The following is a 21,686-nucleotide window of genomic DNA, read 5'->3' on the forward strand; positions in this document are numbered from 1 at the left end:
ATCATCGCTCTCATGCTTTCAGCCGGTTTACCGCCCGCCGATACACCCGATGACTTGACCCTCTGGTACGACAAGCCCGCCACCGACTGGGAGACCCAGGCCCTGCCCATCGGCAACGGCCCCCTGGGTGCGATGGTGTTCGGCGGCGTGGCCCGCGAGCGGCTCCAGTTCAACGAGAAGACGCTCTGGACCGGCGGCCCCGGCTCCCCTGGCTACGACTTCGGCAACTGGAACAGCCCCCGTCCCGGCGCGATCGCCGAGGTCCGGCGGCGGATCGACCGCGACGGCAGGATGGCGCCGGAGGCGGTGGCCGCCGTGCTGGGCCAGGCCAGGTCCGGCTACGGCGCGTACCAGACCTTCGGCGACCTGTTCCTCGACTTCCCCGGCGCGCCCGCCGCCCCGGAGGGCTACCGCCGCGAGCTGAGCCTGCGCGAGGCCGTCGCCCGCGTCGCCTACAGCGCGGGCGGCGTCCGCCACACGCGCGAGTACTTCGCCGGCAACCCCGGCGGCGTCATCGCCGGCCGCCTGTCCGCCGACCGGCCCGGCGCGGTCTCCTTCACGCTGCGCCACACCTCACCGCACGGGGACAAGACGGTCACCGCCGCCGGCGGCCGGCTCACCATCCGTGGCCGCCTGCGCGACAACGGGATGGTCTTCGAGGCGCAGGTGCAGGTGATCGTGCGGGGCGGCACCCGTACGGACGCGGAGGACCGGATCATCGTCACCGGCGCCGACAGCGCCGTGCTCGTGCTGTCGGCCGGCACCGACTACGCCGACACCTACCCCGCCTACCGGGGCGACGATCCGCACGCCAGGGTCACCGCCGCCGTGGACGCCGCCGCCGCCGCACCCTACGACGAGCTCAGGCGGGCGCACGTCGCCGACCACCGCGAGCTGTTCGACCGGGTGGCGCTCGACCTCGGCGGCGCCGCCCCGGCCGGGATCCCCACCGACCGGCTGCGCGCGAGCTACACCGGCGGCGCCTCGGCCGCCGACCGCGCGCTGGAGGCGCTGTTCTTCGCCTACGGCCGCTACCTGCTCATCGCCTCCTCCCGGGAGAACGACCTGCTCCCGGCCAACCTCCAGGGCGTGTGGAACACCTCCACCGCCCCGCCCTGGTCGGCCGACTACCACGTCAACATCAACCTGCAGATGAACTACTGGCTCGCCGAGCAGACCAACCTGCACGAGACCGCGAAGCCGTACATCCGCTACATCGCGGCCCTGGTCGAGCCGGGCCGCAGGACCGCCAGGGACATGTACGGCGCCCGCGGCTGGGTCGTCAACGACGAGACCACCCCGTTCGGCTTCACCGGCGTGCACGACTGGCCCACCGCCTTCTGGTTCCCCGAGGCCGCCGCCTGGATCACCCAGCACCTGTACGACACCTACCGCTTCACCGGCGACGAGACGTACCTGCGTGAGACCGCGTACCCGGTGATCAAGGGCGCGGCGGAGTTCTGGCTGGACTTCCTGCACACCGACCCGCGCGACGGCACGCTCGTCGTCAGCCCCAGCTACTCGCCCGAGCACGGCGACTTCTCGGCGGGCGCGGCGATGTCGCAGCAGATCGTCGGGGAGGCGCTGGCCAATGCCCTGGCGGCGGCGCGGACGCTCGGCGTCGACGCCGGCTTCCAGGCCGAGGCGGGCGCGGCGCTGGCCGGGCTGGACCACGGCCTGCGCGTCGGCTCGTGGGGCCAGCTCCAGGAGTGGAAGAGCGACTGGGACGCGCGGGACGACACCCACCGGCACGTCTCCCACCTGTACGCCCTCCACCCCGGCGACCGGATCCGGCCCGGCACGCCGGAGGCGGAGGCGGCCAAGGTGTCGCTGGCCGCGCGCGGCGACGGCGGGACCGGCTGGTCCAAGGCCTGGAAGATCAACTTCTGGGCTCGGCTGCTGGACGGCGACCACGCCCACAGGATGCTCGCCGAGCAGCTCAAGGGCAGCACCCTGGACAACCTGTGGGACACCCACCCGCCGTTCCAGATCGACGGCAACTTCGGCGCTGCCTCCGGCATCGCGGAGATGCTGGTGCAGAGTCAGCACGACGTGGTGCACGTGCTGCCCGCCCTGCCCTCGGCCTGGAAGGACGGCTCGGTACGCGGCCTGCGCGCCCGCGGCGACGTCACCGTGGACGCCGTCTGGCGGAACGGCGCCCCCGACACGGTGACCGTCCGCAAGGGGCGGACCGGCCCCCTCACGGTCCGCTCCGCCTTCGTCGGCGACCGCTGCCGTGTCCACGACGATCACGGCCACGAGGTCGGCGCGCGCCGCGACGGCGACACGCTCACCTGGACCGCCCACGCCGGCACGGCCTACACGATCACGTCGTCCAGGAACGACCCGACGATCTCGTTGTAGCCGCCGGGGCGTTCCAGGTTGGGATAGTGCGCCGCGCCCTCGACGGTGGCCTCCCGGCCGTCGGGGACCTCGGCGGCCAGGCGCGCGGCCATGGCGAGGTGATCGGGGGAGTCGAGCGCGCCGTGCACGGCGAGGACCGGCACGCCGATCTTGGAGACGCGCTCCCAGGTGTCGCGGACCGGGACGAGGTGCACCGGCTCGCCCGGGGTGTGCTTGGCCATGGTGGTCCTGGCCATGGCGCGCAGCCGGGCCGTGACGCGCGGATCGAGGTCGGCCTCCACGCGGTGCGGGCCCGCGGCGAAGGCCATGAACCCGTCGATCGAGCCCTCCAGGTCGCCGGCCGCCATCGCCGCGTGCCAGGTGGACATGGCCTGGACGGTCCAGGGGTCGGTGAAGTACGGCTCGGAGGTGCCCGCGCCCGTGACGACCACGGCCCGGACCAGGTCCGGGTGCTCCAGCGCGGCGTCCACGGCGACGCTCGCCCCCATCGAGACGCCGGCCAGGACCGCGGGGCCGGTGCCGAGGTGGCGCAGCAGGCCGGCAAGGTCGTCGGCGAGCCGGTACGGGCCCGTGGCGTTGCCCGAGCGGCCGTGGCCGCGGGCGTCGGGCGCGATCACCCGGTGCCGCCCGGCGAAGTACGGGATCTGCTCGGCCCACATGCCGTGGTCGAGGAAGCCGCCGTGCAGCAGGACGAGGGGCGGGCCCGAGCCTCCGGTGTCGAGCCAGAAGAGGTCGTTCATGACAACCAAGGTGTCATTTTCTCGCCGATATGACAACTCAGGTGTCATGATGGAGGAGTGAGCGGAACAGATCCCGTACGCCCCACCGACCGGCTGACCGAGGTGTTCGACCTGGTCGGGCCGCTGTACCGGCGGGCCCAGCGCAAGGTCGAGCAGGACGCGGCCATCGAGGGCCTGTCGGTCGGCGTACGCGCCGTGCTCCACCTGCTGCGCGAGCACGGGCCCATGACCGTGCCGCAGATGGGGCGGGAGCAGGCACTGAGCCGGCAGTTCGTGCAGCGCATGGCCAACGACGCGGCGGCGCGCGGCCTGGTGGCGTTCGCCCCCAATCCGGCGCACCGGAAGTCGTCCCTCGTCCGGCTCACCGAGGAGGGGCGGGCCGCCATCGACGCCGTACTCGCCCGGGAGCGGGCGGTGCTCGGCCGGATCGGCGGCGACCTGTCCGACGCCGACATCGCCGCCTGCCTCCGCGTGCTCTCCCGCCTGCTCCGCCTCCTCGACGACGTGGACGTGGACTGAACGCGGGGTTTCCCGGCGCGCTGCCGGGAAAGAGGAAGTGCTCGCTGAGAACCACGACCCAGCACGACAAGGGAGGCACATATGAGCGCCGAGGACAAGGTCTCGAACAAGGCACAGGAGCTCAAGGGCCGCGCCAAGGAGAACCTGGGGGACGTCACCGGCGACGAGGAACTGCGCGCCGAGGGCCGCGCCGACCAGACCGAGGGCGGCCTCAAGCAGGCGGGCGAGAAGGTCAAGGACGCGGGCAAGAAGGTCAAGGACGCGTTCAAGAAATAGCGACGCCCGTCGGGGCGGGCCCGCTGTGACGGGCCCGCCCCGTCCGCTGCCCGCCGCCGTGAGTGAGGCATAGGCGAGCGCGCCCGGATGGGCGATAGTGCCCGTAGCGGGGTACGGCGACGCGTGCTGGCGGTGGGCGATGGAAGGCGGCAACGACTCGGGTGCGATCCGCATCGGCCGTACGGTCAGACGGCCCGTGCGGGCGTGGACGGCCTCCGTCCACGAGCTGCTGCGGCACCTGGAGACCAAGGGGTTCGAGGGCGCGCCGCGCGTGCTCGGCGTCGACGCCGACGGCAGGGAGATCCTCACCTACCTGGAGGGCGACACGATCGGCGGGCGCCGCGTCTGGCCGGAGTGGACCCGGGCCGAGGACACCCTGCGCCAGGTGGCCCGCTGGCTGCGCGCCTACCACGAGGCCGTGGCCGACTTCGCGCCGTCGCCGGACGCGCGCTGGCGCACCGGCGGGCGGTGGGCGCCGGGCCTGATCGTCGCGCACAACGACGCGAGCCCGTTCAACGCCGCCTGGCACGACGGCCGGCTGGCCGGTTTCTTCGACTGGGACTTCGCCGGTCCCGTCATCCGCGACTCCGACGTGGCCTGGGTCGCGCTGGCCTGGGTGCCGCTGCACGCCCGGCGCGTCGCCGCCGCCGAGGGCTTCACCGACTTCGCCGCGCGGCCCGCCCGGCTGCGGCTGTTCCTGGACGCGTACGGATGGGCGGGCGACCCGGCGGCGGTCATCGCCGACATCCGCGGCCGCCTGGCCGAGCGGGCGGCGCGTATCCGCCGCCTCGGCGCGGCCGGCGAGCCGCTGCACGCCCGGCTGCTGTGCCAGGGCGTCGCCGACGAGCTCGATCAGGCCGTCGGCGAACTGGAGGGGTTCCCGCTCAGCGGGGGACGATCGGAAGGGTGAGGTAGGAGTCCGGGAACACCCGCTGGCGCTGCACCACCAGGTCGGCCTCCCCGGCCTCGGCGGCGGGCCGCCCGGTGCCCGGGTTGCGGTCGAAGCGCGGGAAGTTCGAGCTGGAGATCTCCACCCGGATCCGGTGCCCGGCCTTGAAGACCTGGCTGGTCGCCACCAGGTCGATCAGGTACGTCCCCGACGAGGCCGAGGTGCGTGTGATGCCGTCGATGACGCTCATCGCCCGCCCGTCCGGGTACACGTCCACCAGCTTGGCCGTCCAGTCGGTGCCCGCCGCCGAGGTCGCGGCGCGCAGGGTCACCGTCACCGGCCCGGTCACCTCGACGTCGGCCGCCAGCTCCTCGGTCGTGTAGCAGAGCACGTCGGGCCGGCGCTCCACGTCCCGCTGGTCCTGCGGGCCGACGTTGGTGGGGTCGGCCAGCAGCAGCGGCCCGCCGGTCGTCGGCACCGGGTCGCGCGGGTCGAAGACGAACGTGCGCGGCTCGCCCGACACGGGGGGAGCGGGCGACAGCAGGCCGTCGGCGTGCAGGTGGTAGCGGGTCTCCACGGCGCGGGCCAGGGGCCAGGACTCCTCCTCCCGCCACACGTCGTCGCCCATGACGAAGATCTGCACGGCTGGGCCGGTGTCCTCGCCCTTGAGGAAGGCGAGCTGGCGCTGTTCGAGCCGGATGGTCCCGGCCTGCGCGCCGAACCCGAAGTCCAGCCGCCCGGCACCCGACGCGCCGGGCGCGAGGTGCGTCCACGGCCCGATGACCAGCGGCCCGCCGAGGCGGCGGTGGTTCTCCAGCGTCCCGGCCAGGAACAGGTCGAACCAGCCCGCCACGTGCATGACCGGCACCTCGATCCGGTCGTGCCGCAGGGTCTCGGCCAGATCCTCCCAGTACGCGTCCCGCTCCGGATGCCCCGTCCAGTCCCGCCACCACGGGATGCCCGGGATGTCGCGCACCGGCAGCGTACGCGCCGCCGCGCCCTGGTCGCCCAGCACCGGCAGCAGCGCGCCGAACGCGCGGCCCGCGTCCTCACCCGCCTCCCCGCCCGCCTCCATGGCGTGCAGCAGCCCGAGCATCGCCTGCAGCGCCCCCCAGTTCAGCGCCGAGCCGAGCGCGAACGCGCCGCCGTGGTACTTCAGGCCGTCGTGGAAGTCGTGCGGCGTCATCTGCGCGACGACCGCCTTCAGCCCCGGCGGCCGGGTGGCGGCGGCCTGGAGCGCGCACCCCGCCAGATACGACATCCCGCTCATCACCACCTCGCCGTTCGACCACGGCTGCCCGGTGATCCAGGCGATGGTGTCGTGGCCGTCGGCGCCCTCGTCCCGCCACGGCCGGAACTCGCCGTCGCTGCCGCCACGCCCCCGGCAGTGCTGCAGCACCACCGCGAAGCCCGCCTGGAGCGCCGGGATCACCGGCACCGACCGGAACGTCTGCTCCCCGTACGGCGTGCGCACCAGCAGCGTGGGGAACGGCCCGCCCGCGGCGGGACGGTGGACGGAGCCGCGCAGGACGGTCCCGTCGCGCATCGGCATGGGCGCGTCGTGCTCGACGGCGACGGACAGCGGGGGGCGGTCGAGCTTCGGCATGGCGGCTCCCGGAAGGGCGGGGGGTCAGGTGAGGATGTAGGCGTCGTAACGGACGGCGGACGCCGCGCGTGCCGCGGAGGCCACGGCCAGCGTCCTGTTGAGCCAGTGATACCGCTCGTCGCCCGTCTCGAAGCGGCAGAACAGCCGGAAGTAGTAGTCCGCGGGATCGACGTCCTCGCCGCGCGCCAGCCGGTCGAGCACCTCGGGCGGGCCGTGCCGGACGCCGCTCGTGGTGATGTAGAGATGCGCGCCGTCATGGGTGCGCAGCGTGTAGCGGGTGTCGATGCTGATCGTGCCGTCGGCGTGCACGACCTGCCAGTCCGCGCCGCCGGGCAGCACCCGCCCGGACAGGCGGGGGCCGTCGAACGAGCCGCCCGCGATGGCGACCACCCGGCGGTTGCCCCAGTGCGTCTCGCCCAGGTCGAGCATCGGGTCGAGCTCCACGTGGAAGCGGGCGAGCGGTTCGAGGTTCACCGGGTCACGCTCCAGGAGGGACGCTCGTCGAGCGCGCGCGGGTCGAAGCCGGCGGTGCGCTTGTAGGAGGCGGCGATCTCGGCCAGCTCGGCGTGCGGGATGACCCGCTCGACGTCGTCGAAGCCGCCGGGCGCGCGCTCGTGGGCGAGCTTCATGACGATCTCGGGGCCCATCCGCCGGTTGGACAGTTGCAGGGCGGTGGTGGCGGGGCGGCGCTCCGCCTCGTACCCGGCGAGGTCGCCCCTGGCCAGGCAGTACGCCAGCACGCGGGCGTCGATGATCGCCTGCGAGGCGCCGTTGGAGCCGATCGGGTACATCGCGTGCGCCGCGTCGCCGAGCAGCGTGACCCTGCCGGAGGTCCAGCGGGGCAGGGGGTCGCGGTCCACCATCGGGTACTCGTAGGCCGCCTCGGCCCCGGCGACGATGCCAGGGACGTCCAGCCAGTCGAAGCGCCAGTCCGCGAAGTGCCGGCCGATCTCGGCGAGGTCGGCGGGACGGTTCCAGTTGCCGCGCTCGGGCGGCTCGCCGTCGAGGGGGCGTTCGGCGATCCAGTTGATGAGCGTGCGCCCGCCGTTCTCGATGGGGTAGGCGACGAACTTGGCGGTGCCGTCCCCGGCCATGATCATGGAACGGCCGGTGCGGAACGGCTCGCCGTACGTCACGCCGCGCCACAGGACCAGGCCGTTCCACGGCGGCGGGCCCTCGTCCGGGTAGAGATGGGCGCGCACGGCCGAGTTGATCCCGTCGGCGCCGACGAGCAGGTCCTCCTCGCCGGGGCCGGTGATGCGGCTGCCGAGGCGGACGGCGTCCGGGCCCAGGCGTTCGGTGACCGCCTCCAGCAGCAGCCGCTGCAGCCGGCCGCGGTGCACCGAGTACTGCGGCCAGGAGTAGCCGGCCGCGACGCCCCGGGGCTCGGACCAGATGAGGGTGCCGTGCCGGTTGAAGTAGGCCAGCTCGGCGGTGGCGACGCCGATCTCGGCGAGGCGGTCGGCGAGGCCCAGCTCGGTCAGCTCGCGCACGGCGTGGGGGAGCAGGTTGATGCCCACGCCCAGGGGCCGGATCTCGCGGGCGGCCTCGTGCACCGTCACGTGCGCGAACCCGGCCGCGTGCAGGCTGAGCGCGGCGGCGAGCCCGCCGATGCCCGCTCCGGCGATGACGATGCGCACGAGCCCTCCTCATGGATTGTTATGGCCGAAACAATATGTCGGAGTGGTCCGCACCTGCGCAAGACTTGACCGGTGAGCGACACAGGGGCCGGAGTCCCCAGCAGCGAGGCCGCGGACGCGCCGGATCTGCGCTACGCCGCCTACGCGCGCGAGCGCCTGGCCGCCATGCCGCCGCCCGCCGACGCCGAGGCGTTCGCGCTGGCCTACCACCTGCTCCAGCTCGCCTACCTGCTGGTCACCGACCTGGAGACCCGCATCCACCGCCCGCGCGGCTGGACGCTGCCCGGCTTCCGGCTGATGTTCAAGCTCTGGCTGCTCGGCCCCACACAGCCGGTCCGGCTGGCGGAGATCTCCGCGATGTCCCGCTCGGCGGTCACCAACGCGGTCAACACCCTCGTACGCGCCGGCCTGGCCGAACGCCGCCCCGTGCCGGGCGACGCCCGCGCGGTCGTCGTCGCGCTGACCCCGGCGGGCGAGACGGCGGTGCGGGAGGCGTTCGCCGAGCAGACCGGAAGGGAACGCGAGTGGTTCGCGGTGCTCGGGCCCGCCGAGCGCGAGCAACTGACCGGGCTGCTCGTCCGCATCCTGCGGGCCAGACCGCCCCTCACCACGGAAGGACCCCGACGATGACCCCGACGACGACCCCGGGGGACGCGCTGGTGGCCGAAGGCCCCTTCTTCGACGAACTGGAGCCGGGACAGGTCTTCGACGGCGCCCCGGGGCTCACGCTCACCGCCGGCCACGCCGCCGCCCACCAGGCGATCTGCGGCGACCGGCTGCGGCTGCCGCTCGACGCCCACCTGTGCCGCGAGGTCACCGGCGGGCCGCCCCTGGCCCATCCCGCGCTCGTGTGGGACGTCGCGATCGGCCAGTCCACGCTGGTCACCCACCACGTCAAGGCCAACCTGTTCTACCGAGGGCTGGTCTTCCGCCGCTTCCCGGTGATCGGCGACACGCTGCGCACCCGTACGGAGGTCGTCGCGCTGCGCCAGAACCGGCCCCGCCCCGGCCGCCGCCCGACGGGCCTCGCGGCGCTGCGGATCACCACCGAGGACCAGGACGGCCGCCCCGTGCTCGACTTCTGGCGCTGCGCGATGCTGCCGCTGCGCGACCAGGAGGCGGACACCGGCCACGACGCCGACCTCGACAGGATCGGCGACCCCATCGAGGACGACGTGATCGACGACGACGGTGCTCTCGCGGCGGCGGTGGCCGGCTGGCGGCTCGACCGGTACGCCGGCCTGGTCCCCGGCCCCCACCTCGACGGCCTGCGCGCGGGCGAACGGCGGCGGGTCAGCGGCGGCGACGTGGTGTCGGCCGCCCCCGAGCTGGCCCGGCTCACCCTCAACATCGCCCAGGCGCACCACGACGGCCGTGGCGGCCGGCGGCTGGTCTACGGCGGTCACACGATCGGGCTCGCGCTCTCCCAGGCCGTCCGCGCGCTGCCCAACCTGGTCACCGTGGCCGGCTGGCACGGCTGCGACCACCTCGGGCCGGTGCACGAGGGCGACACGCTGACCAGCGAGGTGATCGTCGAGCGGTGCGAGCCGCTGCCCGGCGGCGGCGGCCTGGCGCACCTGCGTTCGCTCGTCGCCGCGACCGGGCCGGACGGCGCGCCCCGCGATGTGCTGGACTGGCGGTTCGCCGCCGTACTCGCCTGAGGGGCTTGGGGCTCCCGCCCGGCGGGAAGGGGTGCGGCATGGACGTGCTGAGCAGCCGCGTGCTGCTGCGCCCCCGGGACCCCGCGCGCAGCCGCCGCTTCTACGCCGAGACCCTGGGGCTGGCCGTCTACCGCGAGTTCGGCCCGCCCGAGCATCCTGGCACGGTGTTCTTCCTCGGGCAGGGCCTCCTGGAGCTGTCCGGCCAGGGGGACGAGGGTGAGATCGGCGGCGTGTCGCTCTGGCTGCAGGTGCGCGACGTGGCCGCCGAGGAGACCCGCCTGCGTCAGGCCGGCGTGGAGGTGCTGCGCGAGGCCCGCCGCGAGCCGTGGGGGCTGGTCGAGCTGTGGATCGCCGACCCGGACGGCCACCGCCTCGTCCTGGTGGAGGTGCCGCCCGAGCACCCGCTGCGCCGCGACCACCGCTGACGGCCGGGTCAGCGCAGCGCGTACCGGATGGGCAGGCTCTTCAGCCCGCCCACGAACGTCGTCGCCAGCCAGGCCGGCTCGCCGTCCAGCCCGACCTCCGCCAGCCGGGGGACGAGCTCGGCGAACAGCGCCTGGATCTCCATCCGCGCCAGCCCCGCCCCCAGGCAGTAGTGCACCCCCGCCCCGAACGCCAGATGCCGGTTCGGCGTCCGGCCCACGTCGAAGCGGAACGGGCCGTCGAACACCTCCTCGTCCCTGTTCGCCGACGGGTACGACAGCAGCACCGACTCGCCCGCCCCGATCGGCGTCCCCCGCACGACCGTGTCGGCCGCCGCCGTCCGCATGAACGCCTTCACCGGGCTCACCCAGCGGATCATCTCCTCGGCGGCCGGGGCCAGCAGCCCGGGGTCCTCCCGCAGCCGCCGCAGCTCGCCCTGATGCCGGACGAGCGCCTCCAGCCCGCCCGCGATGGTGGAGGTGGTCGTGTCGTGCCCGGCCGTGGCGATGATGACGTAGTACGAGGCCGCGTCGGCGTCGCTCAGCGGCCGGCCGTCCACCCGGGCGTTGGCGATGGCCGAGGCCAGGTCGCCGGTCGGACGGGCGCGGCGGGCCGCGGTCAGCTCCCGGAAGTAGCCGAGCAGGTCCGCCAGCACCGACGTGTGGGCCGCCGCCCCCTCGCCGCGCCGCCGGCTGTCGTCGTCCTGGCCGAACAGGTCCTGCGTCAGCCGCAGCATCAGCGGGAAGTCCGACTCCGGCAGCCCGAGCAGCGACAGGATGACGCGCAGCGGATAGTGCGCGGCGACCTCCCGTACGAAGTCGCACCGGCCGCCGTGCTCGGCCAGCAGGTCCACGTACCGCCTGGCCAGCTCCTGCACCCGCGCCCGGAGCTCGCGCATCGCCTTCGGGCTGAACCAGTCCGCGCCGATCGCGCGCAGCGCCCGGTGCTCGGGGTCGTCGGTGTGGACGAGCGTCTTCAGCCCGTCGCCGCGCGCCCGATGCGCCTCCAGGGCGGCGTCCACCTCCGCCCGGCGCAGCACCGGCCGCGGCGCGCTCAGCCACAGCGCGTTGTCCCGCTCGATCTCCAGCACGTCGGCGTGCCGCGTCACGGCCCAGAAGGGCCGGTAGCCGTCGGCCTCCACCCGCCGCACGGGCGACTCGCGGCGCAGCAGCGTCAGGGCTTCGTGCAGGCGTGCCTCGTCGGTGTACGCGGCGGGCGTGGCGAGGCAGCGCCCCGCCTCCTCCGCGGACGTCAGGGTCGTGGCCACGGGTCAGCCTCCCGGCGGCAGGCGGGTGCAGGGGCGTACAAGGGCATTCCCCTCCCGCCCCGCCCCCATGCGGGCCGCCCAGCTCAGGGGCCGGTGGTGGTGCAGCGGAGCAGCAGGACGGCGCAGTCGTCGATGCGCTGCTCCAGCGCCGCCTGTTCGATGAGCGAGTCCGCCAGGTCCGGCAGCGGCCCGTCCTCGGTGGGGTTGAAACGTTCGGCCAGGTCGCGGATGGCGTCGCCGAGGTCCAGGCCCGGCTGCTCGATGAGGCCGTCGGTGTAGAGGACCAGCACGCTGCCGGGCGGCAGGTCGAGGTCGAGGACGGCGTACTCGGCCTCCGGGTCGATGCCCAGCAGCAGGCCCGGGGTGCTGTCGAGGACGCGCGTGGGCTCGCCGGGCCGGCCGAGCAGCGGCGGCAGGTGGCCGGCGCTCGCCAGGCAGGCGATGTGCCGCTCCAGGTCGAGGCTCAGATACAGGCAGCTCGTGAAGCGGTCGGGGGCCAGCTCGACGAGCAGCCGGTTGGTGTGCGCCAGCACCTCGCCGGGGGAGGCGCCGGCGGTGGCGTGCGCGCGGATGGCGGTGCGCACCTGCCCCATGAGGGCGGCGGCGGTCACGTCGTGTCCCTGGACGTCGCCGATGACGGCCGCGGCCTGGGTGTCGCTGAGCCGGATCAGGTCGTAGAAGTCGCCGCCGATGTCCATGCCGGGGGTGGCGGGGACGTACCGGGCGGCGAGGTCGAGCCCGGGGATCTCCGGCAGCGTACGCGGCAGCAGACTCGACTGCAGGCACTGGGCGAGCTGGTGCTTGGCGTCGTAGAGCCGGGCCCGCTCGAACGCCTGCGCGATCAGTCCCGCGAGGGCGGTCAGCGTGGCCCGCTCGTCGGAGTCGAAGCGGTGCGGCCGGTCGTAGGCGAGGACGCAGGTGCCGATGGGCCGCCCCGAGGTCACCAGCGGCAGGAACGCCCACGCCTTCATGTCGTCGGAGTCGACGGCGTCCGGGTACGTCTCCCGCAGCTCGCCCCAGCTCTCGAAGAAGGCCGGCCGGGCGGCGTCGTACGGACCCCGCTCCGGCGACGGCGGGATCTCCGGCTGCCCGTCCAGCTCGGCGACGGCCTGCCGGGTGTAGCCGCGCGAGGCGGCCACCCGCATCCGCGTGCCCTTGGCGGTGAGGATGGCCAGCGCCTGGACGTCGTAGACGGGCATGACGTGGTCGGCGACCAGGTCGACCACCTCCTGCGCGGTGACGGCCCGCGCGAGCGTCGTCGCGAGGTGCAGCATCTCGTGCAGGGCGATGATGCGGGTCGGCTGCCCGATCTCGTGCGGCGGCGGCCGCTCCGCGGGGTCGTCACCCTGCCCGCCGGGCGTGATGCGCAGGGTGACGCCGGTCAGGCCGGGGAAGAGCCGGAAGGTGACCAGCCGCCCCGACGGGTGGCGGGCGGTGAACGCGGTGACCCGGCCGCTGACCACGGCCGACCGGTAGAGGTCCTCGTAGAGCGGGTCGTCGAGCCAGGGCAGCGCCTCGCCGAGGCGTTCGCCCTGGAGCTCGGAGGTGTAGACGGACAGCAGAGCGGCGGCCGGCGCGGTGATGAGCGCGAGGCGGCCCTCGTTGTCGAGCGAGCAGTAGCCCTCGGGCAGCCGGTTCAGGGCCGAGAGCGCGAGCAGCTGGGAGCCGGTGTCGGCGGCGCGGGCGGGACGGGGGTTGAGGGTGCGCGGGCGCGGCCCCGGCGTGATCGGCTCGCCCCGGTCGGCCTCCCGCTGGAGCAGGTCGGCGAGGGCGGCGCAGCTCGCGTCGATCACGTCGAGCTGCTCCCGTGACAGCGCGTGGGAGTATCCCGCGGGCCATACCAGCAGCAGGGCGCCCCAGACGCGCCCGCCGCCGCGGATGGGGCGTACGGCGGCCGAGAAGTGGTAGGGCACCGAGAGCGCCGCCGAGGGGAACTGCCGCGCGAGGTCCTCCCGCCCGGAGACCCAGACCAGGCGGTCCTCGCGTACGGCCCTGGAGGCCAGAATGGGATCGCCGACCCGGAGCCGGGCCCAGGACATCGCGATCGGCTCGGGCATCCCGAGCTGGACGTCCATCAGCAGCACCCGGCCGTCGTCGGCCAGGAGGTAGACGGTGCCGATGTGCGCCCCCGCGCCGGTGATGGCCTGGATCAGCAGGTCGTCCAGGCCGGCCCGGCCCGGCCGGGGCGCGGTGTGCTCCCGCACCGGCTCAGCCGCCCGCTTCTCCGCTCACGCACGGTGAGCACCAAAGCAGCGCGAAACCCCCCATATGGGCAGGATACCCCGTAACCGTGGAGCCAACTGCTCACCTTCCGCTCAACATCGCACATCCGCTTGCCCGATCCGCCGCCACCCGGACACGATGGGCCGGTGATCCTTCCGGTACCCGCGACCCCGCTGCACCCGCTGCCCCGCCTGGCCCGCCGCCTCGGCCTCGGCCCCGAGGACCTGTGGGTCAAACGCGACGACCTGACCGGCCTCGCGGGCGGCGGCAACAAGGCGCGCAAACTCGCCGCCATCGTCGCCGACGCGGCGGCCAAGGGCTGCGACCACCTGGTCACCGGCGGGGGAGCGCAGAGCAACCACGCCAGGATGACGGCCGCCGCCGCCAACCTCGCGGGGATGGGCTGCGACCTGCTGCTCACGCCCGGCGACGACAGCGGCAACCTGCTGCTCGACCGCGTGCTCGGCGCCGGCATCCACTGGCTGGACGGCGGGCCGCTGCCGTACGCCGAGACCGAGGCCGCCATCGAGGAGCACGCCAGGGCCCTGGCGGCGCGGGGCCGGCGGCCGTACGCCATCCCGATCGGCGGCTCGTCGCCGCTCGGCGCCTCCGCGTACGTGGACGTGGGCCGCGAGCTCGCCGAACACCTGGACCCCGGCCTCGTCGTGGTCGCCGCGGGCTCGGGCGGCACCCATGCCGGGCTCGCGGCCGGGCTCGGCGACCACGGCAAGGTGCTCGGCGTGGACGTCGGCGCCCGGCCCGGCCTCGCGGGCGCGGTCCAGGAACTGGCCGCCGAGGCCGCCGCCCTCGCCGGGCTGCCCGCGCCCCGGGGCCGCTGCCGCCTGGACACCGCCCAGGCCGGGAAGGCGTACGGCGAGCCGACCGGCACGGCCCTGGACGCGCTGCGGGCGGCGGCGCGGACCGAGGCCCTGCTGCTCGACCCGGTCTACACGGCCAAGGCCATGGCGGGCCTGTTCGCCGCCGTGCGCGAGGCGCCCAGGGGCACGCGGGTGGTGTTCGTGCACACCGGCGGGCTGCCCGGCCTGCTCGCCTCCCGTTACGCCGGCTGGCTCACCAGCGAGACGCCAGGCGACGCCGGAGCCGGACCGGCGGCAGCGGCGGAGCCTTCCTGAGGTGCCGCCTGCCGATCACCTGGAACAGCGCCCGCCGGTCGGTCATGCCGCCCTTGCCGCTCGGCTCCCTGCCGAACAGCGCGAGCAGCGCCGTCCGCACGCCGGAGCGGGCGCTCCAGTCCACGAAGGCCCGGCACTCGGCCGGGTCCTCGCCGTAGAACTCGTCGAACAGCAGCAGGGCGCCGTCGGCGAGCAGCGGCGTCAGCCAGTCCAGCGCGCACGCCGTGGCCGACTCCAGGTCGGCGTCCAGGTGCGCCAGGCTGACCAGGCCCACCTCGGAGGCGAGCGCGGGCGTCAGCGACTCGGCGAAGAACCCCTTGACGACCCGCACCCCGTTCAGCCGCGGCACCGGCGTCGCGAAGGTGCCCGCCGGCAGGTTCTCGTAGCCCTCCGGCAGCCCCTCGAACGAGTCGCAGGCGTAGATGCGCTTGCGGCGCTGCCGCCGCTCCCACAGCCGGGCCCGCCACAGCTCGTCCCTGATGACCCGGGTGGAGTAGCCCTTCCAGACGCCGAACTCGACGATGTGGCCCGGCACCGGCCGCGAGAGCTGCACCGACAGCTCCAGGACCTGCGCCCGGGACGGATAGGTGACCTTGTTCCTGAGCCCGGTCCACTCGCCGGGAGCGCCGCTTAACCAGCTCCCGTCGAGCAATGAGCGTTCTGACATGCGTAACCCCTTCGCGGTCGCTCGCGTCGCTGCGAGCCCATCAGAGAGGGTGGGGTGCGGACCACGCCTGAATACGCACAGCATTATGACCGCAGCGTGACCCCGCCGTCACCGATCGCCGCACAAGGGTTGGGGTCACTCCTCCGACAGGACGCGCTGGGCCACGGCGAAGGCGGCGTTGGCGGCCGGCACGCCGCAGTAGACGGCGCTCTGCAGCAGCACCTCGCCGATCTCGTCCGGGGTCAGCCCGTTGCGCAGCGCCGCCCGTACGTGCATGGCCAGCTCCTCCAGGTGGCCGTGGGCGACGAGCGCGGTCAGCGTCACGCAACTGCGGGTACGCCGGTCCAGGCCGGGCCTGGTCCAGATCTCGCCCCAGGCGTAGCGGGTGATGAAGTCCTGGAAGTCCCTGGTGAACGGCGTGGTACGGGCCACCGCCCGGTCCACGTGCGCGTCGCCCAGCACCTCGCGCCGCACCCGCATGCCGGGCGTTGAGGGCAGGTGGGCGAGCAGCGCGGCGGTCAGGCGTTCCGGCTGGTCGGCGGGGGCCAGATGGGCGGCGCCGGCCAGCTCCACGAGCGTCGCGCCGGGGATGCCGTCGGCGAGCTCCCTGGCGTGCGCGGGCGGCGTCGCGGGATCGTCCCGGCCCGCCACGACCAGGGTGGGAGCCTTGATCGCGGCCAGCTCGGCGCGCACGTCGTAGCCTGCCAGGGCGTCGCAGCAGGCGGCGTACCCCTCGGGGTCGGCGGCGGCCAGGTCGTCGAGCAGCGCCTGCTGGGGCGGGCCGGCGAACCAGCGGGCGGCCGTGCTCTCCAGCAGCGGGCCGGTGCCCTCGGCGCGCACCAGCCCGGCCCGCTCGTGCCACGAACCGGGCTCGCCGAAGCGGGCGGAGGAGCAGACCATCGCGAGCGAGCGCACCCGGCCGGGGTGGCGCAGCGCCAGAGTCGCGCCGATCGCGCCGCCGATCGACACGCCCGCGTAGTGGAAGGTGTCGAAGCCCGCCGCGGCGGCCGTCTCCAGCACCAGGGCGGCCAGGTCCTCGACCGTGGCCACCGGGGCCGTGGGGGAGCCGCCGTGGCCCGGCAGGTCGAACCTCAGCACCCGGAACGTCCGCGCCAGCGCGGCGAGCTGCGGCTCCCACAGGCGCAGGGACGTGCCGAGCGACGGACCGAGGATCAGCGGCTCGCCGTCCGCCGGGCCGTCCAGCCGGTGGTGCAACATCGTCAGTCCTCCTTGAGAGCCCGCTCCACCAGGGCGCGGGCGGAGCCCGTGGAGCCGGACAGGGTCAGGTTGGCCCGCATGCGCTCGGGGTGCACCCGCAGCCCGGCGACCAGCTCGGACGCGTCGCGGGCCGCCCCGGCGACCAGGCGCAGGCACTCGCGCAGCGGCTGCCACTCGGCGTGCCAGGCGCCGGCGGGGCGTTCGTCCTCGGCGGCGAGTGAGGCGTACAGGACGGCGGCCTGCGCGGGGACCAGCCGCGCCGCGGCGGCGATCATGGTGGCGCGGACCGGGTTGTGCTTGTGCGGCATGGACGACGAGCCGCCGCCGACGCCCTCGGACAGCTCGCCCACCTCGGTGCGCGAGAGCACGAGCACGTCGGCCGCGAGCTTGCCGAGCGCGCCCGACGCGAACGCCAGCGCCCCGCCGAGGTCGGCCACCGGCGTGCGCAGCACGTGCCACGGCAGCACCGGCTCGGCCAGCCCCAGCTCGGCGGCGAAACGGGCGGCGAGCCGCAGCCCGGGGTCCTCGCCCGGCTCCGGCTCCGGCTGCTCGGGGTGGAAGGCGGCCAGCGTGCCCGCGGCCCCGCCGAGCTGCGCCGGCAGGGAGTCGCGGGCGGCGCGCAGCCGGTCGCGGGCGTCCAGGACCAGCTTGCGCCAGCCCGCCGCCTTCAGCCCGAACGTCGTCGGCACCGCCTGCTGGGTGAGCGTCCGCGCGGCCATCACGGTGTCGCGGTGCGCGGCGGCCAGCCCGGCGAGGTCGCCGGCGACCCGGCCGAGGACCGCCAGCACCGGGCCCAGCGTCCGGTGGGCCACCAGCATGAGCGCGGTGTCCATGATGTCCTGGCTGGTCGCGCCCCGGTGCACGTGCGCGCCGTGCGGCCCGGCCGCCGCGCGCAGGTCCTCCACGAGCGGGATCACCGGGTTGCCGCCGGAGCGCGCCCGCGCGACGAGCCCCGGCAGGTCGAACGCCGCCACCCGCGCCGCCCCGGCCACCGCCTCGGCCGCCTCCCGCGGCGCCCGGCCGAGCGCCGCCTGGGCGCGGGTCAGCGCGACCTCGGCGTCCAGCAGGGCGCGCAGGACGGCGACGTCACCGGTCTCCTCGGCCGCGCCCCGCATGGGGGACAGCAGCCCGAGATCGGCGTCCGGGTCAGCCGAAGTCAAGGAAGACCGTCTCCTTCTCGCCCTGGAGGTGGATGTCGAAGCGGTAGAAGTCCGCGCGCTCCGGCACGGCCAGCAGCGTCTCCCGCCGCTCCGGCGGCACCGTGTCCAGGAAGGCCGCGTCGCGGTCGAAGTAGACGCGGGTGAACAGGTGGTCCAGCAGGCCGCGGGCGAAGACGCACACGCTGATGTAGCCGTTACCCGGCATGAGCGTACGCAACCCGTAGCGGCCGTCGGCGTCGGTCGGCACCCGGCCGAAGCCGGTGAAGTCGAGCCCGTGCCGCCCGATGACGGCCCCGGTGACCGGGTCGCGGCGCAGCGAGCCGGGCCGGCCGCGCAGGTCGCCCGACGGGTCGGCCTGCCAGAACTCCAGCAGCGCGTCGGGCACCGGCACGCCGTCGCCGTCGTAGACGTACCCCTGGACGGTGATCCCGCCGGTGGCGAGGTCGCCGCCGCCGGGGAACGGCAGCGCGAAGCCGTAGAACGGACCGATCGTCTGCGAAGGGGTCGGCTTCATCGGCCCTCCTCCATCCAGGTCGCGGCCGGGCCGTCGAGGACGATGTCCCAGCGGTAGCCGAGCGAGAACTCGGGCACGGACAGGTCGTGGTCGTAGGCGGACACCAGCCGCTGCCGGGCCCGCTCGTCCGTCACCGACTGCAGCACCGGGTCGTACGGGAACAGCGGATCGCCGGGGAAGTACATCTGGGTGACCAGCCGCTGCGTGAACGCCGTGCCGAACACCGAGAAGTGGATGTGCGCCGGCCGCCAGGCGTTGACGTGGTTGCGCCACGGGTACGGCCCCGGCTTGATCGTGGTGAAGCGGTAGCGGCCCTCGTCGTCGGTCAGGCAGCGCCCGACCCCGGAGAAGTGGGGGTCGAGCGGGGCGGGATGGTCGTCCCGCTGGTGCAGGTAGCGGCCGGCGGCGTTGGCCTGCCACACCTCGACGAGCTGGCCGCGTACCGGCCGGCCGTCGCGGTCGAGCACCCGGCCCTGTACGGTGATCCGCTCGCCGAGCGGTTCGCCGAGGTGCTGCTTGGTCAGGTCGGCGTCGAGCGCGGTCACGTCGGAGACGCCGAACACCGGCCCGGCCAGCTCGGCCGCCTCCGGGTCCTTGACCGCGAGCGCCGGCAGCTTCGGGTGGCGGAGGATGCTGCTGCGGTAGGGGGCGAAGTCGCGCAGCGGCTGGTTCTGCTCCTCGCCGGCGTGCGCCTCGTGCAGCTCGGCGATCTCGCGGTCGACGTCGGCTTGCGAGGGGGGTGGGGTCATGCGGGGCTACCTTTCCAGTACGACGGCCAGGCCCTGGCCGACGCCGATGCAGAGACAGGCCAGGCCGACGCCGGAGCCGGCCGCCGCGAGCCGGTGCGCGACGGCGCCGATGACGCGGGCGCCGGACGCGCCGAGCGGGTGCCCGAGCGCGATCGCGCCGCCCTCGGGGTTGACCAGGGCGGGGTCGAGATCGGGCAGCTCGGCCAGGCAGCCGAGCGTCTGGGCGGCGAACGCCTCGTTCAGCTCGACGGTGGTGAGGTCGGCGAAGGTGCGGCCGGCCTTGGCGAGCGCCCGGTTCGCGGCCTCGACCGGGCCGAGGCCGAAGTAGCGGGGTTCGAGGGCGCTTGCGGCGCCGGCGGTGATCCGCGCCAGGGGTTCGCGGCCGCCCAGCCCGTCCTCGTCGGTGAGCAGCAGCGCCGCCGCGCCGTCGTTGAGCGGGGAGGAGTTCCCCGCGGTGACCGTGCCCTCCTTGCGGAAGACCGGCTTGAGCCGGGCGAGCTTGTCCAGCGAGCTGTCCTCGCGGATGCCCTCGTCCCTGGTCACGTCCCCGACGGGGACGATCTCGCGCTCGAAGGACGCCTTGGCCGCCTTCTGGTGGCTGGCCAGGGCGTAGGCGTCCTGCTGCGCGCGGGTGATGCCGTGCTTGTCGGCGATCAGCTCGGCGCCCTCGCCGAGCGGCACCGTGTGCTCGGCGGGCATCCTCGGGTTGACCAGGCGCCAGCCGAGCGTGGTGGAGACCAGCTCCGCGCCGCCGGCGGGGAAGGCCCGGTCGGGCTTGGGCAGCACCCAGGGGGCGCGGGTCATGGACTCGACGCCGCCCGCGATCACGGTGGAGGCGTCGCCGAGCGCGATCATCCGGTACGCCTGGATGACCGCCTCCATGCCGGAGCCGCACAGCCGGTTCACGGTCGCGCCGGGCGTGCTCACCGGCAGCCCGGCGAGCAGCGCGGCCATGCGGGCGACGTTGCGGTTCTCCTCGCCGGCGCCGTTGGCGTTGCCGAGGATCACCTCGTCGGGGGCCTCGACGCCGTTGCGCTCGGCGACGGCCCTGACCACGTGCGCGGCCAGGTCGTCGGGGCGGATCCCGGCCAGCGCGCCGTTGTGGCGGCCGAACGGGGTGCGGACGGCGTCCACGACGTACACGGTCTTCATGCCAGGACCTCGGCTTCCGTACGCTCGCGCAGCTCCTCGACGCTCACGCCCGGCGCGGTCTCCACCAGCCGCAGCCCGTCCTCGGTGACGTCGAGCACGCCGAGGTCGGTGATGACGCGGTGGACGCACGCCTGCCCGGTGAGCGGCAGCGAACACTTGCTGACGATCTTCGGCGAGCCGTCCTTGGCCGTGTGATCCATGATCACGATGACCTTGCGTGCCCCGTGCACGAGGTCCATCGCCCCGCCCATGCCCTTGACCAGCTTGCCGGGCACCATCCAGTTGGCCAGGTCGCCCGTGGCCGACACCTGCATCGCGCCCAGCACCGCCACGTCGATGTGCCCGCCGCGGATCATCCCGAACGACAGCGAGGAGTCGAAGAACGACGCCCCCTCGCGCACGGTCACCGTCTCCTTGCCCGCGTTGATCAGGTCGGGGTCGACCTCGTGCTCGTACGGGTAGGGGCCGACGCCGAGCAGGCCGTTCTCCGAGTGGAGGATGACGTCCACGTCGTCGGGCAGGAACGACGGGATGCGGGTCGGCAGGCCGATGCCCAGGTTGACGTAGTCGCCGTCGCGCAGCTCGGCCGCCGCGCGCGCCACCATCTCGTCCCGCGTCCAGCTCATGATCGGGTGGTCCTCTTCTCGATGCCCTTGTCGGCGGCCTGCTCGGGGGTCAGCACGACGACGCGCTGGACGAAGACGCCCGGCAGGTGGACCTCGTCGGGGTCCAGCTCGGTCAGCTCCTCGACCTCGGCGATCGTGACGCGCCCGGCCATCGCGGCCAGGGGGTTGAAGTTGCGCGCGGACTTGTTGAAGACGAGGTTGCCGTGGCGGTCGCCCTTGGCCGCGCGCACCAGCGCGAAGTCCGTCGTGATGCCGTGCTCCAGCACGTACGGGCGGCCGTCGAACTCGCGTACCTCCTTGGGCGGCGAGGCCACGGCGACGGAGCCGTCCGGGTGGTGGCGCAGCGGCAGCCCGCCGTCGGCGACCGGCGTGCCGACCCCGGCCGGGGTGTAGAAGGCGGGGATGCCGGCGCCGCCCGCGCGCAGCCGTTCGGCGAGGCTGCCCTGCGGGGTCAGCTCGACCTCCAGCTCGCCGCCGAGGTACTGGCGGGCGAACTCCTTGTTGTCGCCGATGTAGGAGGCCGTCACCTTCGCGATGCGGCCGGCGGCCAGCAGCACGCCGAGGCCGCCGCCGTCCACGCCGCAGTTGTTCGACACGACGGAAATGCCGGTCACGCCGGTGTTGTAGAGGGCCTGGATCAGCACGTTCGGGATGCCGCTCAGCCCGAACCCGCCGACCGCGAACGACGCGCCGTCCCGCACGCCGGCCAGCGCCTCCTCGGGGGAGGCCACCACCTTGTCTCTCCGCACGACGCTCCAATTCACCGGGAGTGTTCGCATAGTGAACTTTTGTCCACTATTGTGGTACCGAGTATCCGTAAAGAGGGGTGGCCTGTCAAAGGAGCTCACTCGACCGGAGG

At 74.4% G+C, this 21,686-nt stretch carries 22 protein-coding genes; 8 read left to right on the forward strand and 14 right to left on the reverse strand.

The window, feature by feature from the left end; translation table 11 throughout:
• Window positions 1-54: 54 nt before the first annotated feature.
• Window positions 55-2,364 carry a glycoside hydrolase family 95 protein gene (locus SMD20_RS02915; RefSeq protein ID WP_329574549.1) on the forward strand — a complete coding sequence of 770 codons (2,310 nt, stop codon included), beginning with the start codon at window positions 55-57 and terminating at the stop codon, window positions 2,362-2,364.
• Here the strand turns inward: SMD20_RS02915 and SMD20_RS02920 are convergent.
• Window positions 2,319-3,104, reverse strand: coding sequence for an alpha/beta fold hydrolase (locus SMD20_RS02920; RefSeq protein ID WP_329574551.1), 786 nt, complete (start codon window positions 3,102-3,104; stop codon window positions 2,319-2,321). The two genes, SMD20_RS02915 and SMD20_RS02920, sit on opposite strands and share 46 nt — an antisense overlap.
• 57 nt (window positions 3,105-3,161) lie before the next feature.
• Here SMD20_RS02920 and SMD20_RS02925 point away from each other — a divergent pair, with 57 nt between their 5' ends.
• From SMD20_RS02925 to SMD20_RS02935, 3 genes are all read left to right on the forward strand, one after another.
• The gene (locus SMD20_RS02925; protein WP_329574553.1) at window positions 3,162-3,623 is read left to right on the forward strand and encodes a MarR family winged helix-turn-helix transcriptional regulator; all 462 of its coding nucleotides are present in this window, start codon (window positions 3,162-3,164) and stop codon (window positions 3,621-3,623) included.
• Window positions 3,624-3,704: 81 nt separating this feature from the next.
• Window positions 3,705-3,899 (forward strand): CsbD family protein, encoded by a 195-nt coding sequence (locus SMD20_RS02930; protein WP_091082533.1) that lies wholly within the window; start codon window positions 3,705-3,707, stop codon window positions 3,897-3,899.
• Window positions 3,900-3,996: 97 nt separating this feature from the next.
• Complete coding sequence (locus tag SMD20_RS02935; protein ID WP_329574556.1) at window positions 3,997-4,809, forward strand: phosphotransferase; 813 nt, start codon at window positions 3,997-3,999, stop codon at window positions 4,807-4,809.
• On the opposite strand, the gene SMD20_RS02940 is transcribed toward SMD20_RS02935, so the two are convergent.
• From SMD20_RS02940 to SMD20_RS02950, 3 genes are read right to left on the reverse strand one after another with little or no spacing between them, the layout of a single operon-like run.
• Complete coding sequence (locus SMD20_RS02940; RefSeq protein ID WP_329574558.1) at window positions 4,784-6,394, reverse strand: CocE/NonD family hydrolase; 1,611 nt, start codon at window positions 6,392-6,394, stop codon at window positions 4,784-4,786. The genes SMD20_RS02935 and SMD20_RS02940 overlap by 26 nt on opposite strands.
• Before the next feature lie 24 nt (window positions 6,395-6,418).
• On the reverse strand, window positions 6,419-6,868 hold the full coding sequence (locus SMD20_RS02945) for a DUF3237 domain-containing protein (protein ID WP_329574560.1): 450 nt from the start codon (window positions 6,866-6,868) through the stop codon (window positions 6,419-6,421).
• Window positions 6,865-8,034, reverse strand: a complete 1,170-nt coding sequence (locus SMD20_RS02950) for a flavin-dependent oxidoreductase (protein WP_329574562.1) — start codon at window positions 8,032-8,034, stop codon at window positions 6,865-6,867. Before SMD20_RS02950 ends, SMD20_RS02945 begins: the two co-directional genes overlap by 4 nt.
• A gap of 72 nt (window positions 8,035-8,106) precedes the next feature.
• On the opposite strand from SMD20_RS02950, the gene SMD20_RS02955 reads away from it, so the two are divergent.
• From SMD20_RS02955 to SMD20_RS02965, 3 genes are read left to right on the forward strand one after another with little or no spacing between them, the layout of a single operon-like run.
• A complete protein-coding gene (locus SMD20_RS02955) occupies window positions 8,107-8,664 on the forward strand; it encodes a MarR family winged helix-turn-helix transcriptional regulator (RefSeq protein ID WP_329574564.1) in 558 nt (185 codons plus the stop codon).
• Window positions 8,661-9,695 (forward strand): MaoC family dehydratase, encoded by a 1,035-nt coding sequence (locus tag SMD20_RS02960; protein ID WP_329574566.1) that lies wholly within the window; start codon window positions 8,661-8,663, stop codon window positions 9,693-9,695. Before SMD20_RS02955 ends, SMD20_RS02960 begins: the two co-directional genes overlap by 4 nt.
• A gap of 38 nt (window positions 9,696-9,733) precedes the next feature.
• The gene (locus SMD20_RS02965) at window positions 9,734-10,120 is read left to right on the forward strand and encodes a VOC family protein (protein ID WP_329574568.1); all 387 of its coding nucleotides are present in this window, start codon (window positions 9,734-9,736) and stop codon (window positions 10,118-10,120) included.
• An 8-nt stretch (window positions 10,121-10,128) separates the two neighbouring features.
• On the opposite strand, the gene SMD20_RS02970 is transcribed toward SMD20_RS02965, so the two are convergent.
• Window positions 10,129-11,385, reverse strand: coding sequence for a cytochrome P450 (locus SMD20_RS02970; protein WP_329574570.1), 1,257 nt, complete (start codon window positions 11,383-11,385; stop codon window positions 10,129-10,131).
• 83 nt (window positions 11,386-11,468) lie between these two features.
• On the reverse strand, window positions 11,469-13,589 hold the full coding sequence (locus tag SMD20_RS02975) for a GAF domain-containing SpoIIE family protein phosphatase (protein WP_329574572.1): 2,121 nt from the start codon (window positions 13,587-13,589) through the stop codon (window positions 11,469-11,471).
• Between the two features lie 165 nt (window positions 13,590-13,754).
• On the opposite strand from SMD20_RS02975, the gene SMD20_RS02980 reads away from it, so the two are divergent.
• Complete coding sequence (locus SMD20_RS02980) at window positions 13,755-14,741, forward strand: 1-aminocyclopropane-1-carboxylate deaminase/D-cysteine desulfhydrase (RefSeq protein WP_329574574.1); 987 nt, start codon at window positions 13,755-13,757, stop codon at window positions 14,739-14,741.
• Here the strand turns inward: SMD20_RS02980 and SMD20_RS02985 are convergent.
• From SMD20_RS02985 to SMD20_RS03020, 8 genes are all read right to left on the reverse strand, one after another.
• Window positions 14,680-15,408 (reverse strand): TylF/MycF/NovP-related O-methyltransferase, encoded by a 729-nt coding sequence (locus SMD20_RS02985; protein WP_329574576.1) that lies wholly within the window; start codon window positions 15,406-15,408, stop codon window positions 14,680-14,682. The two genes, SMD20_RS02980 and SMD20_RS02985, sit on opposite strands and share 62 nt — an antisense overlap.
• 135 nt (window positions 15,409-15,543) lie before the next feature.
• On the reverse strand, window positions 15,544-16,626 hold the full coding sequence (gene pcaDC, locus SMD20_RS02990; RefSeq protein ID WP_329574578.1) for a bifunctional 3-oxoadipate enol-lactonase/4-carboxymuconolactone decarboxylase PcaDC: 1,083 nt from the start codon (window positions 16,624-16,626) through the stop codon (window positions 15,544-15,546).
• Window positions 16,627-16,628: 2 nt separating this feature from the next.
• Window positions 16,629-17,786 carry a 3-carboxy-cis,cis-muconate cycloisomerase gene (gene pcaB / locus SMD20_RS02995; protein ID WP_329574580.1) on the reverse strand — a complete coding sequence of 386 codons (1,158 nt, stop codon included), beginning with the start codon at window positions 17,784-17,786 and terminating at the stop codon, window positions 16,629-16,631.
• Window positions 17,773-18,300: a protocatechuate 3,4-dioxygenase subunit alpha gene (gene pcaG, locus SMD20_RS03000; protein WP_329574581.1), complete on the reverse strand. Its 528-nt coding sequence runs from the start codon at window positions 18,298-18,300 to the stop codon at window positions 17,773-17,775. The genes pcaB and pcaG overlap by 14 nt, the downstream gene beginning before the upstream one ends.
• On the reverse strand, window positions 18,297-19,049 hold the full coding sequence (gene pcaH, locus SMD20_RS03005; RefSeq protein WP_329574582.1) for a protocatechuate 3,4-dioxygenase subunit beta: 753 nt from the start codon (window positions 19,047-19,049) through the stop codon (window positions 18,297-18,299). The genes pcaG and pcaH overlap by 4 nt, the downstream gene beginning before the upstream one ends.
• A 6-nt stretch (window positions 19,050-19,055) precedes the next feature.
• Window positions 19,056-20,201, reverse strand: coding sequence for a thiolase family protein (locus tag SMD20_RS03010; protein ID WP_329574583.1), 1,146 nt, complete (start codon window positions 20,199-20,201; stop codon window positions 19,056-19,058).
• A complete protein-coding gene (locus SMD20_RS03015) occupies window positions 20,198-20,827 on the reverse strand; it encodes a CoA transferase subunit B (protein WP_329574585.1) in 630 nt (209 codons plus the stop codon). Before SMD20_RS03015 ends, SMD20_RS03010 begins: the two co-directional genes overlap by 4 nt.
• A complete protein-coding gene (locus SMD20_RS03020; RefSeq protein WP_329574587.1) occupies window positions 20,824-21,576 on the reverse strand; it encodes a CoA transferase subunit A in 753 nt (250 codons plus the stop codon). The genes SMD20_RS03015 and SMD20_RS03020 overlap by 4 nt, the downstream gene beginning before the upstream one ends.
• Window positions 21,577-21,686 lie beyond the last annotated feature (110 nt).

It is taken from the genome of Nonomuraea sp. LP-02, from assembly GCF_036289125.1.
Taxonomy (GTDB): domain Bacteria; phylum Actinomycetota; class Actinomycetes; order Streptosporangiales; family Streptosporangiaceae; genus Nonomuraea; species Nonomuraea bangladeshensis.